This window comes from Micromonospora coriariae, from assembly GCF_900091455.1.
Lineage (GTDB): Bacteria > Actinomycetota > Actinomycetes > Mycobacteriales > Micromonosporaceae > Micromonospora > Micromonospora coriariae.
The window spans coordinates 6691741-6704465 of the sequence record NZ_LT607412.1 but is presented as its reverse complement, the minus strand read 5'-3'; the positions used below and the strand labels follow the sequence as shown (position 1 = coordinate 6704465).

At 70.6% G+C, this 12725-nt stretch carries 6 protein-coding genes; all 6 read left to right on the top strand.

Translation table 11 applies throughout. The features are described 5' to 3' along the window. The 6 genes from GA0070607_RS31170 to GA0070607_RS31145 all read left to right on the top strand — a co-directional run bounded on the left by GA0070607_RS31170 (window position 1) and on the right by GA0070607_RS31145 (window position 12721). Window positions 1-912 carry a carbohydrate ABC transporter permease gene (locus tag GA0070607_RS31170; protein ID WP_231930610.1) on the top strand — a complete coding sequence of 304 codons (912 nt, stop codon included), beginning with the start codon at window positions 1-3 and terminating at the stop codon, window positions 910-912. 2 nt (window positions 913-914) lie between these two features. Continuing rightward, the gene (locus GA0070607_RS31165) at window positions 915-2861 is read left to right on the top strand and encodes a glycoside hydrolase family 127 protein (RefSeq protein ID WP_089021395.1); all 1947 of its coding nucleotides are present in this window, start codon (window positions 915-917) and stop codon (window positions 2859-2861) included. 99 nt (window positions 2862-2960) lie between these two features. Beyond that, complete coding sequence (locus GA0070607_RS31160) at window positions 2961-7685, top strand: discoidin domain-containing protein (RefSeq protein WP_231930607.1); 4725 nt, start codon at window positions 2961-2963, stop codon at window positions 7683-7685. Between the two features lie 68 nt (window positions 7686-7753). Then, a complete protein-coding gene (locus GA0070607_RS31155) occupies window positions 7754-10939 on the top strand; it encodes a family 43 glycosylhydrolase (RefSeq protein WP_231930604.1) in 3186 nt (1061 codons plus the stop codon). Window positions 10940-10963: 24 nt separating this feature from the next. Continuing rightward, window positions 10964-11596, top strand: coding sequence for a hypothetical protein (locus tag GA0070607_RS31150; protein WP_089021394.1), 633 nt, complete (start codon window positions 10964-10966; stop codon window positions 11594-11596). A gap of 63 nt (window positions 11597-11659) precedes the next feature. Then, a complete protein-coding gene (locus GA0070607_RS31145; protein ID WP_089021393.1) occupies window positions 11660-12721 on the top strand; it encodes a hypothetical protein in 1062 nt (353 codons plus the stop codon). Window positions 12722-12725: the final 4 nt, after the last annotated feature.

Below are 12725 nucleotides of genomic sequence, written 5' to 3'. Positions count from 1 at the left end.
ATGGTCGCCGTATCCCGTTCCCGCGTCGACCCCGGCGGACCGCCGCCACCCGCCGCGGCGCCCGGTCGCCCCGGCGGACCCAGGGGCGTCACCATCGCCGGCATCGCGCTGCGCACACCGTACTGGGTGTTCTCCGGCGCGGTCGGCCTGATCTTCCTGGCCCCGCTGCTCTGGACGGCGGTCGCCTCGGTGGGGCCGCGCGCCGGCACCAACCAGGTCGACGGTTGGGGCTTCGGCAACTACGAGACGCTGGCGAACTATCAGGCCGGCATCTGGCGCTACCTGGCGAACACGGCCTTCGTCGCCCTGCTCGCGGTCGCCCTGACGCTGCTGATCTCGCTCCTGGGTGGCTACGCGTTCGCCCGGTTCCGCTTCCCCGGCAAGAACATCCTGTTCCTGGTCACGCTCGCGATCCTGATGGTCCCGTACGCGACGTTGCTGATCCCGCTCTACGTCCTGCTCAACCAGGTGGGGCTGGAGAACTCCCTCGTCGGCGTGGCCCTCGTGCTCACGATGTTCCAGCTGCCGTTCTCCACCTTCCTGATGCGCATCTCCTTCGAGGCGGTGCCACGCGAACTGGACGAGGCCGCGATGGTCGACGGCTGCTCGACGTTCAGCGCGCTGTGGCGAGTGCTGTTGCCCGCTGTGAAGCCGGGCCTGATCACCGTCGGGCTGTTCGCGTTCCTCACCGCGTGGAACGACTTCATGGCACCGCTGATCCTCATCAACGACACCGAGCGCATGACCCTTCCGCTCGCCGTGTCCAACCTGCGGGGCCAGGTCCAGGGTGTCGTCGACTACGGGGCGACCGAAGCGGGCGTCGTCGTTCTCGCCCTTCCGTGCATCGTCCTGTTCCTGCTGCTCCAACGACACTACGTGCGCGGCTTCATGTCCGGCGCGATGAAAGGATGACCATGAGCGGCACCGCACCCACGGCCGCCCCTGTCCTGCCGATCCGTGGCCGGCTCCGGCCGCTCGGGCTGGACCAGGTCCGGATCACGGGGGGATTCTGGGCCGAGCGTCAGTCGATCAACGCCGCCGCGACGCTCCCGCACATCGAGCACTGGCTCGAGCGTGCGGGCTGGATCGGCAACTTCGACCTTGCCGTGCAGGGCGACCTGTCCCGCGAACGCCGTGGACGCGAGTTCTCCGACTCGGAGATCTACAAGTTCCTCGAGGCGCTGGCCTGGGAGATCGGCCGGACCGGCGATGCGGAGCTCGAGTCGAGGTTCCGCGCCATCGTGCGACGGGTGGCCGCGGCGCAGGAGGCCGACGGCTACCTCAACACCAGGTTCGGCCGCCCCGGGCAGGCGCCCCGGTGGTCCGACCTCGAATGGGGTCATGAGCTCTACTGCGTCGGTCATCTCCTCCAGGCCGCGGTCGCCCGCGCCCGTACGCGTCCCGGTGCGGACGACGGGCTGGTCGAGGTCGCCCGCCGTGCCGCCGACAACGTCTGCGACACCTTCGGTCCGGACGGCGTCGACGGGCTCTGCGGGCACCCGGAGATCGAGACCGCGCTTGTGGAGTTCGCCCGGGTCACCGGCGACGACCGCTACCTGACCCAGGCCGCTCTCTTCGTCGACCGGCGGGGTCACGGCCGGCTCAGCGATGTGGAATACGGCCGGGAGTACTTCCAGGACGAACGTCCCGTCCGGGAGGCGACCGTCCTGCGGGGGCACGCGGTACGCGCGAACTATCTCGCCGCCGGCGCCGCCGACGTCGCCGTCGAACTGAAGGACGCCAGCCTGCTGGACGCGGTACGTACCCAGTGGAGCAACGCGGTGGCCCGGCGCACGTACGTCACCGGCGGGCAGGGCTCCCGGCACCAGGACGAGGCGCTCGGCGAGGACTGGGTGCTGCCTCCGGACCGGGCCTACTCCGAGACCTGCGCCGGCGTCGGCTCGGTGATGCTGGCGTGGCGGCTGCTGCTCGCCGACGGCGACCCCCGGTACGCCGACCTCATCGAGCGGACGCTCTTCAACGTGGTGTCGACCTCTCCGTCGGCCGACGGGCGGAGCTTCTTCTACACCAACACGCTGCACCGCCGCGAGCTCGGCACCCTTCCCGACGCCGACCGGCCCAGCCTTCGCGCGGCGGCGTCGCTGCGGGCGCCCTGGTTCGAGGTCTCCTGCTGCCCGACCAACGTCGCCCGCACCCTGGCCAGCCTGTCGGCCTACGTCGCCACCTCCGACGACGAGGGTCTGCAACTTCACCAGTACCTGCCCGGTACCGTCGGGCACCGCCTGGCCGACGGCCGGGAGCTGGGCGTGAGCATCGCGACCGACTACCCGCACGGTGGGCAGGTCCGGGTGCGGATCGAGAGCGACGACGACCGTCCCTGGTCGCTGTCGTTGCGGGTGCCCGGCTGGGCGGGCCAGGGTGCGACGCTGACCGTCGATGGAGACACCCGTCCGGTCGGTCCCGGTCTCGTCACGGAGAACCGGACGTGGCGACGGGGCGACGAGGTCGTCCTGTCCCTGCCGATGGCGCCCCGGTTCACCTACCCGGACGCGCGCATCGACGCGGTCCGTGGCTGCGTCGCGGTGGAGCACGGCCCACTCGTGCTCGCCCTGGAGTCGGTGGACGTGCCCGGCGTCGAGACGGTCGACGAGCTTCGCGTCGACACCAGCCAACCGCCCCGCCTCGTCGACGGTCGCGTCACCGTTCGCTGCCGGCGCGCCCATCCGAACGACCACGACTGGCCCTACCGGACCGACGCGGCCGAGTCGGTGCCGGTCGTCGGCGAGGACCTCGACGAGGACCTCGACGAGGACCTCGACGAGGTGGCGCTGGTGGAGTACCACGACTGGGCCAACCGAGGGCCCTCGACCATGCGCGTCTGGCTACCGACAGAGCGCTGACCAGGTGCCACGGGCTTTGCGGCCCACTGATGTTAGCGCTAACGCACCTCCCGTTCAGCCGTACCGACGACAAGGAGGAACGACATGATCCATAGGCGAGTGAGGAGGGTGCCCCTCTGGGCCGCCCTGGCCGCGCTGGTGGTGGGAGGGGCGGTCGGCGTACCGTCTCCGGCCCACGCCGCCAGCCCGGTCCTGCCGGGCAACGAGGGTGACGTCGGGGTCTACACCAACGGCCAGAACCATGCCATGGAGATCGGCGACCCGACCTACAGCAACGTCGGCGATGTCGCCAACCAGCTCAAGCCCGGTGTGCCGTTCACCGCGGGGAACATGCACCAGTCGATCTTCGAAAAGGACCTGGCCGCCGGCGGCACGGACTACTACCTCGACCGCGTGCTGGGCGTCCCCGGAACGATCGGGTCTGCGGTGCTGATGACCCGCGGCCGCTCTCTCTACATGCGCGGCGCGAGCAACAACAACTTCACCGTCATGGGCTTCGCCGGCAGCGCGTACGTCGGTGGCCCCAACAACCTCGGCAACCTGTACACCGTCACGGTGCCCGGGCAGACCGTCACCGAGGTCAACGCCAACCGGTTCAACGCGCCGAGCCACGCGAAGAGCCGGTACACGATCGGGACCACCGGAGTCACCGCCAACCAGACCAAGTTCATCACCGAGGACAACGTCGCCGTCACCGCCCTCGACTTCGACAACCCCGGCGACGCGCCGGCCACCCTCACCGTCCGCGCCGCGTCCCCGCTGGCCACCCAGGCCGGGCCCGGCGCCGCCGCGCTGACCGGCACGCGCACCATCACCAGCGGCGCCAACAACGGGCTCGTCGACACCGCCTGGGACTCGATCAGGGTCGACCTCACCGGTGCCGGCTTCAGCCGTACCGGAGCGAACCTGGACCGCGAGATCACCGTGCCGGCCGGCGGGTCGGTGTCGCTGTCCGTGGTCGGCGCCGTCTCGTCGGCCGGCCTGACCAGGACCGTGCCGAGCTACCAGGAGTACGCCGAGATGCCTCCGGCCACGGCCGTCCGCACCGGCATCACCGCCTTCAACCGCCGCTGGGCGCAGGACGTGCCCTACATCAACGTGCCCGACCCCGCCCTGGAGAAGGCCATCGTCTACCGCTGGTGGGGTGAGCGGTACAACACCCTCGACGCCAACGCGCCCGGCCACGTCTACCAGTACCCCACGACGATCGAGGGGGTGAACCTCTACCAGAACGCCGTCGCGCTGACCCAGCCGATGCACCTGCAGGACACCAAGTGGCTGCGCACGCCCTACCTGCCGTACGGCCAGGTCCTCAACATCGGCGAGCTGTCCGGCTCCTCGGCCTTCCTGGACAGTCCGGGGCACACGAGCTGGAACAACCACTACTCGCAGTACATCGGCACCGCCGGACTCGAGGCCTACAACGTGCACGGCGGTGGCAAGGAGATCGCCCGGAAGTTCGCCCGCTACTTCGAGGGCGACGGCGTCGGCCAGCTCGAGCACTACGACGGCAACGACGACAAGCTCATCGCCTACGACACCAACTACATGCCGGGCAACGACGCCGACGCGATCACCTTCGGCTACCCGAAGGCCAACGCCGGCGCGCCCGGGGCACGCACCATCGAGCGCCCCGAGTCCGCGTACGTGTGGGGCGCGTTCGACGCCGCCCGCCAGCTCTACCAGCTCGCCGGCGCCGACCAGGGCAAGGTCGACGAGATGGCCGGCGGCGCCGACGCCATCCGCGCGGAGATCCTCGACCGGCTGTGGAGCACCGACATGCGGATGTTCCTCGCCGGCACGTCGCACGGCGCCACCAGCGCGGCCAGCGCCAACGGCCGACCCAACCCGCTGCCCGCGTCGGCCCGCGACCTGATCCCGGCCCGCGAATCGAACCTCTACGACGTCTACGCCGAGAACCTCATCCCGTTCGACCAGTGGCAGAACTACGTCGACGGGTTCCGCTTCCTGACCTACGGCGACAACTTCCCGATCTTCCCGTTCTACACCGCCAACCAGTACGACCGGACCGCCTACGGGATCGGCGGCTCCAACAACTTCTCCAACATCAACTTCACAGTGCAGTATCGCGGTGTCCGCTCGGCGCTGCGCCACTACGACCCCGAGCAGAAGTACATCACCCCGGCGTACGCCAAGCGGCTGCTGGACTGGATGGCCTGGAGCATCTACCCGAACGCGGACCTGCGCGCCCCGAACCAGGCGGAGTACTACTCCAACTGGAACCCGACCGCGAAGACCTACAACCGCAACAACCCGAACCACGTGATGCTCGGCAACATGAACTACATCTTCGTCGAGGACATGGCCGGCCTCCAGCCGCGCTCCGACGACAAGATCGAGCTGTCGCCGATCAAGTTCGGCTACGACCACTTCATGGCCAACAACCTGCGCTACCACGGGCAGGACGTCACCATCGTCTGGGACCCCGACGGCAGCAACTACGGCCTGGGCGCCGGCTACAGCCTCTTCCTGAACGGGGAGAAGAAGGTCAGCGCCGACAAGCTCGGCAAGCTCACCTACGACCCGCGCACCAACCAGGTCCAGGTTGAGGCCGGCCTGACCGTCACGTTCACCGCGACGACCGGGGCCAACGTCCCGAGCGCGGTCGACACCCCGATCGAGGACACCCGCGTCGTCGAGTACCTGAAGACGGCCGGCATCGACCTCACCGAGGACGCGCCGAACCTGGCGACGGGCGCCAACCTCAGCTCGTCGTACACGCAGCAGGGCGTGCGGCCGACGCCGTGGCGGCAGTTCCACACGCCCGGCTGGAGCACCACCTCGATGAACTACACACCCGGCGCCATCAAGGAGACCGAGCGGCCGGTGTCGCTCGCGGCCGTGACCGACGGCGTCACCGCCAACGAGCCGTACTGGGGGAACTACGGCACGACCGACAAGAACGGTTACATCGAGCTGGACCTCGGGTCGGCCAAATCCTTCGACAACGTCAAGGTGTACGCCGTCAGCGACCGCCAGGCCGGTGGCTACCGCGAGCCCGCGCGCTGGTGGGTGCAGGTGCCCGACGGCGACGGCGGCTGGAAGGAGGTACCGGGCCAGTTCAAGAACCCGACAGTCCCGTCAGCGAAGTTCAACGAGGCGCTGTTCGACACCGTGACGTCGAACAAGCTGCGCATCGCGTTCACCAACAACCCGACGTTCTACACGGCGATCTCCGAGATCCAGGTCTTCGACTCGGGACGCGACGTACCCGAGGTCTCCAACCAGGCCCCCGTGGTCACCGCCGCGCGCGACGGCTCGGCGGACGGCAACCTGTCCACCAGGCTGGCCGGCACGGCGTCCGACGACGGCATCCCCTACGACAGCGAGCTCACCTTCGGCTGGGAGACCGTCTCGGCCCCGCCCGGAGCGGGCGTCATCTTCTCCGACCCGAAGGCGCTGACCACCCGCGTGACCGGCACGGTCGAGGGTGACTACGTGTTCCGGCTCTTCGCCAACGACGGCGAGAAGCGGTCCGAGGTGACCGTGGCGGTGACCCTCGCCAAGCGGGAGGTGGTCGCCGAGTTCGGCTCCTCGGCCACGGTCAGCACCAGCGGCACCGCGTCGTGGGAGAACCACCAGCGGGTCAAGGAGAACACCACCCCGAACAGCTCGAACCCGGGTGCCGGGAACGGCTGGGGCAACTGGGGCCAGACACAGAACGGCACCAGCCCGGAGCGGGAGGCGTGGATCCAGTACCGGTGGACCGCACCGGTGCGGCTGTCGTCGACCGACATCTACTGGTACGACGACAACGGCGGCACCCGCCGGCCCACGGGCACGACGTACGCGATCGAGAGCTCCGCGGACGGCACCACCTGGACGGCGGTCACCCTCACCGGGGACTCGACGTACGCCGGTGGGCTCACCACCAACGTCTACAACCACTTCGACTTCCAACCGGTCACGACCAGCTATCTGCGCATCCGCATCTGGGGCCTCATGGGCAGCGGCGCGGGCACCGGCGTGCTGCGCTGGCGCGCCAACGGCGAGACCGTAGACTCGGTGCGCTCTCCGGTGCTCATCCGGACCGCGGTGGGTGACGTGCCCACCCTGCCGAGCGCGCTCGACGCGGTCTACGCCAGCGGTGCTCGCGGCACAGTCGCCTTCAACTGGCAGGAGATCACGCCGGCGATGGTCGCGGAGACCAACGTCGAACCGTTCGTGGTCTACGGCACGAACGACGCGTACGGCCTGATCGCCGAGGCCCGCGTCTACGTGCGGCCGGAAACGGCGCCGGGCGGCATCTCGATCCAGGGCGCGGAGACGTTCGAGCGGGCCGTCGACGTGGGGGAGCTTCCCCACCTGCCGGACAAGGTGGAGGTCTCCTACAACGACGGGTCCCGGGACAACCAGGCCATCGGTGTCGACTGGCAGTTCGACGAGGACGTCGTCGACACCCCCGGTCGCTACACCATCATCGGCAACCTGATCCTGCCCGACTACGTCAGCCAGGCCGGCGCCACACGGACCACGCTGACCCTCACCGTGGGCGACCCGCCGCAGACTCCGACGTGGGACGTCGAGGCGCAGGCGCGCACGCAGTGCGTCGGCACCCGCGCCTACGTCTCGGTCAACGCGCGCAACGCCGAGGACGTGCCGCTCACCATCGAGCTGATCACGCCGTACGGGTCGCGCACGGTGTCCGGCGTCGCCCCCGGCAAGTCCGCCTACCAGGCGTTCACCACCCGCGCCGAGTCGGTGCCGGCCGGAGTCGCGACGGTGAAGGCCACCGGCAGCGTGGACGGCCAGCCGGTGACGGTGGCATTCGAGGCGCCGTTCGGCGCGCTCGCCTGCGGCTGACCCTTCGTGGTGGCGGCGCCGCACCGGCGCCGCCACCACCTCCGGACAACAGTGAGGAGAACGACACCGTGAACACCACAGTGGTACGCGGCGCCGCCCCACCAACCCGCCGGCCGACGCGCCGGGTCCGCAGGACGCTCGCCGCGACGGCGGTCGCCGGGCTCGTCGCCGCCGGCCTGGTCGGGATCGCCGCGCCGGCGCACGCCGCCGACTCGTACACCTTCACCAACACCGTCAATCCGATCCTCGGCGACGGCAGCTACTACTCCGCCGACCCGGCGCCGGTCGTCGTTCCGGGCGGCGCGCCCGGCAACGACAGCGGCCAGGACCAGCTGTACATCTACACCGGCCACGACCAGGCCGGACCGTCCACCAACGACTTCATAATGAACGAGTGGGGCGCGTTCCGGACCACGGATGTCCAGGCGGGGGAGTGGACCCACTTCCCGTCGCTGATGCGCCCGGAACAGGTCTTCGCTTGGGCGACGCCGGGGCGCGCGTACGCCGGCCAGGTCGTCCGGGGCGTGGACGGGCGCTACTACTGGTACGTACCGATCAACGAACGGGACAGCCCGGCCTCGGACAAGTTCGCGATCGGCGTGGCCGTCTCGGACAGCCCCACCGGCCCGTGGACCGACCACGCGGGCGGGCCGATCATCTCCCAGCGGGTCCCCACGCCCAACACCATCCACAACATCGACCCGACGATCCTCGTCGACGGCACAGCACCGAACCAGCGGGTGTACCTCTGGTGGGGCTCGTTCAGCCAGCTGCGGATGATCGAGCTCCAGCAGGACATGAAGACGCCGGTCACCACCCAGCGTTCGGTCACCGGCCTGACCGGCTTCTTCGAGGCGGCCTGGGCGTTCAAGCGCAACGGCACCTACTACATGGCGTACGCCGGGAACAACGCCGGTCCGACCTCGCAGTGCACCCCGGCGAACTACCACGCCTGCATCGCGTACGCGACGGCGTCGTCGCCGGAGGGGCCGTGGACCTACCGGGGCACCATGCTCCGGCCGGTCTCCTCGACGACGAGCCACCCGGGCATCCTGGAGTTCAACGGCAGGTGGTACATCGCGTACCACACCGCCGACGCCGTGGGCGGCGGCCACTTCCGCCGGTCGGTGGCGATCGACCCCGTCGAGTGGGACGACACCCAGAGCCCGCCGAGGCTGAAGCTCGTGACGCCGACGCCGGTCAGGGGGCCGGACCGCACCCCGCGGGCGAACATCGCCCAGGCGGCGACGGTCACCGTTTCCAACCAGCCGGTGCCCACGCAGTACTGGATCAAGGCACTCAACGACGAGATCGTCCGGTCGAACCCGCTGCCACCGGACATGTGGGGGACCTGGACCGGCAACAACCCGCCGCAGCAGTGGGTGCAGTACACGTGGGACCAACCGATGCGGGTCTCCGGGTCACAGATCGACTTCTGGAACGACCAGCCGCAGGGCACCGGCGCGGGCGTCGCGGCGCCCGCCCGATGGCGCATCCAGTACTGGGATCTCGACGCCGGTCAGTGGGCCGACGTGCCGAGTCCGAGCGGCTTCCCGACCGGCACGCAGGGCTTCCAGAACACCACGTTCGATCCGGTGACCACGACGCAGGTTCGCGCTGTGTTCGACGCGTCCACCAATGGCAGCACCTACTCGGCAGTGGCGGTCGAGGAGTGGAAGATCCTCGCCGCCCAGCCCGGGTCCGTCACCCCGCCGGGAGTGACAGTGGAGGTGGGGGAGACCGAGCTGCCCGACGGCCTCGCGGTGTCGTTCGGCGCCGAAACGCTGCGGGTGCCGGTCTTCTGGGACCCGGTCACGCCGGCGGACGTCGCGACGCCCGGGACGTTCACGATCGGGGGCAGCGTGCTCGGCTACGCCGCCGGTCGCGTCTCCGCCCAGGTCCGGGTCATCTCGCCGGATGACACCGAGGGCGACGAGACGCCGCCGACGCTGACGCTCACACCCAGTGGCAGCGCCGGCAGTGCCGGCTGGTTCGGGTCCGCCGTGCGGGTGCGGGTCGCCGGTGTCGACGACGGTGGCGGTCGGCTGACCATCGAGTCGCGGGTGGACGACGGCGAGCCGGTCGTCGCGAGCGCCGTGCGCTCCGTCGACCTGACCGTCTCCGGAGACGGCCAGCACACGGTCCGGGCGACCGGGACCGACCGTGCGGGCAACACCTCGGAGCCCGCGAGCCTGGGCGTCCGCATCGACGCGACGGCACCGGTCAGCACGGCCACAGTGGACAGCGTGACCCGGGCGGTCACGGTGACCGCGAGCGACGCGACCTCCGGTGTCGCCCGTGTCGAGTACTCCATCGACGTCGGGCCGTGGACGGCCTACAGCGGCGCCATCGCGGCGCCCGACTCGAGCCGGCACACCGTGTCGTTCCGGGCACTCGACACGGCCGGGAACCTGGAGACCGCGAAGACCGTCGCCATTCCGGCGGACCTGTCCGGGCCGCTCGCGGGCAACATCGGGCCCATCGCGACCCCGACCGCGTCCTACACGGCGGGCTGGAACAGTGTCACCGCCCTCAACGACGGAGCCGACCCGGCGAACCCGAGCCAGGCGCAGGTCTGGGGCACCTGGTCCGGGACCCGTCCGGCGACCCAGTGGGTCCAGTACGACTGGACGCGACCGGTGCGCATCACCGGCACGGAGCTGAAGTTCTGGCGGGACTCCAACCGCGGCACCGGCGACGGCGTCGCCGAGCCCGACGGGTGGGTGCTGCAGTACTGGGACGAGGGGACCTCGGCCTGGCGTGACGTGACCGGCGCGTCCGCCTACGGCACGAGCACCACAGCGTTCAACACCGTCACCTTCGATCCGGTCACCACCCCCCGGGTGCGGGCGACGATCCGGGCCAACGGGAACGGCACCACCTACTCCGCGGTCGCGATCACGGAGTGGCGGGTCGTCGCCGACGACCCGGGTGTCCAACCCGCGTTGCCCGTCACGCTCAGCGTCCAGACGCGCTGCGTCGGCGGGAGGGCGTACGTCGCAGTGCAGGCGCGCAACGAGCACGTCGCGACGGTGGACATCGTCCTGGAGACGGCCTACGGCCAGCGTTCCGTCGCCGACGTGGCGCCCGGTGCGAACGCCTACCAGTCGTTCGCCACCCGGACGCCCTCGGTGCCCGCCGGCTCGGCGACCGTCCGGGCCACCGGACCCATCAACGGTGTGGACGTGACGACCGTCCGCACCGCAGACCACGCCGGTGCCGACTGCGCCGGCGATCCCCGTCAGGCCCCGTAACCACTAGTGACGATGGAGTAGCAGATGAACACAGGAAAGCGTAGGCGGTTGCTCGCGGCCGGTGCCGCGGGTGCGGTGCTGGCCGGGACTGTGGCGTTGCAGGCGCCGGTCCAGGCCGAGCCCGGCGACAGCACCGACGTGCGGGTGACGGTCGACATCGAGGAGATCGCCGAACCCGGCGTGCTCGCCATGTCGATCGCCGGCAACTCCGTCGCGCTGTCCGAGGACGGCTCGACCCTGCTGGTCCGTCAGTTCGTCGGCAGCTTGCCGACGGTGACGGTCACCGACACCCGTACGGCCGAGGAGGTGCCCGACAACGCCGCCTGGGCCGTGCTGGGTAGCGCCACCGACTTCGTCGGCGGCGCCGGCCAGGCGCCGATCAGCGCCGGCCATCTCGGCTGGAAGCCACGCCTTCTCGACGGCGGGGACAGCGGCCTGGTCACCGAAGGCGAGGAGGTGGTGACCGTCCTGGACGAGCCGACCCAGCCCGGCAACAACGTGGGCCTCGTCGACCAGGAGCTGCTGGTGTCGACGTTCGACTCGGAGGCGGTCACCGGCGACGCGTACTCGGTTGACGCCGACCTGTACCTGCGGACCCCGGCGGATGTCGCCGCCGGCTCGTACACCTCGACGTTGACCCTCTCCCTGTTCGAGTGACGCACGGGTGGGGGCCGCGTCGCCGTGGCCCCCACCATCACATCCTCCGTCGAAGGACCCGCGATGATCCGGACCTTGCCGCGGACGCCGCTGCGACTGCTCGCCGTGCTGGCCGCAGTGTTCGTCACCGTGCCGATCGCACCCGCCACCGCGGTGGCGGAACCCACCAGCCCGACGCTGACCTGGGCGGTCCAGCCGGCCAGTCCGCAGGGCCCGGACGGCCGCCGCTGGGTCGAGCGCACGCTCGACCCGGGCCAGGTGGTGACCGAACACCTGGCCGTACGGAACCTCAGCGACGGCGCGGTCGTCTTCGCGCTGAAGGCGGCCGACGGCTACCTCACCGACAAGGGACGCTTCAACATGCTCCCGTCCAACCGCGAGTCGGCGGACGGCGGCACCTGGATCAGGGTGCAGGAGACGGTCAGCGTCGGGCCCAAGCAGACGAAGGTGGTGCCGTTCACCATCACCGTGCCCCGCGACGCCACGCCGGGGGACCACCCGGCCGGCATCGCGGCGGCGGTCACCAGCGCGGGAGGCACTGTCGCCGTCGAGAGCCGTGTCGGCTTCCGGGTCATGCTGCGAGCCAGCGGCACCGTCACCGCGTCCCTGGCGATCAGCGGCCTCACCGCCAGGTACGAGCGCTCGTGGAACCCCTTCTCGGCCGGCACAGTCCAGCTCAGGTACACCACGACGAACGACGGCAACGTCGCGGTGACCGGCACCGGCCGCACGGCCGCCACCGGTCCGTTGGGCCTGGCCACCCGGCGAACCGCGACGAACGTCGAGGAGGCGCTTCCCGGGGGCACCCGGGAGGTCCGGGCCCACCTCGACGGGGTCTGGGCGCTGGGAAGGCTCCAGACCCGCGTCGACCTCACCCCGGCCATCCTCGGCGGTGGCCCCGCCGACGCCGAGATCAGGCCCGCCACCGCCACCGTCACCATCTGGGCGCTGCCGTGGCCGCAACTGGCCCTGACCGCCGCCCTCGCCGCCCTCGCCCTCGCCATCCGGAGCACCGTCCGCCGACGCCGGCGGCGACTCGCGCGGTTGCTCGCCGACGCCCGGGACCAGGGCCGGGCGGAAGCCCGGACCTCGGCACTGGCGGGCAACGCGACGAAGGCCCCGTAAATCC

Coding starts and splice junctions, on each gene's coding strand:
- GA0070607_RS31170 (WP_231930610.1), top strand. CDS start 1: ATGGTCGCCGTATCCCGTTCCCGCGTCGACCCCGGCGGACCGCCGCCA.
- GA0070607_RS31165 (WP_089021395.1), top strand. CDS start 915: ATGAGCGGCACCGCACCCACGGCCGCCCCTGTCCTGCCGATCCGTGGC.
- GA0070607_RS31150 (WP_089021394.1), top strand. CDS start 10,964: ATGAACACAGGAAAGCGTAGGCGGTTGCTCGCGGCCGGTGCCGCGGGT.
- GA0070607_RS31145 (WP_089021393.1), top strand. CDS start 11,660: ATGATCCGGACCTTGCCGCGGACGCCGCTGCGACTGCTCGCCGTGCTG.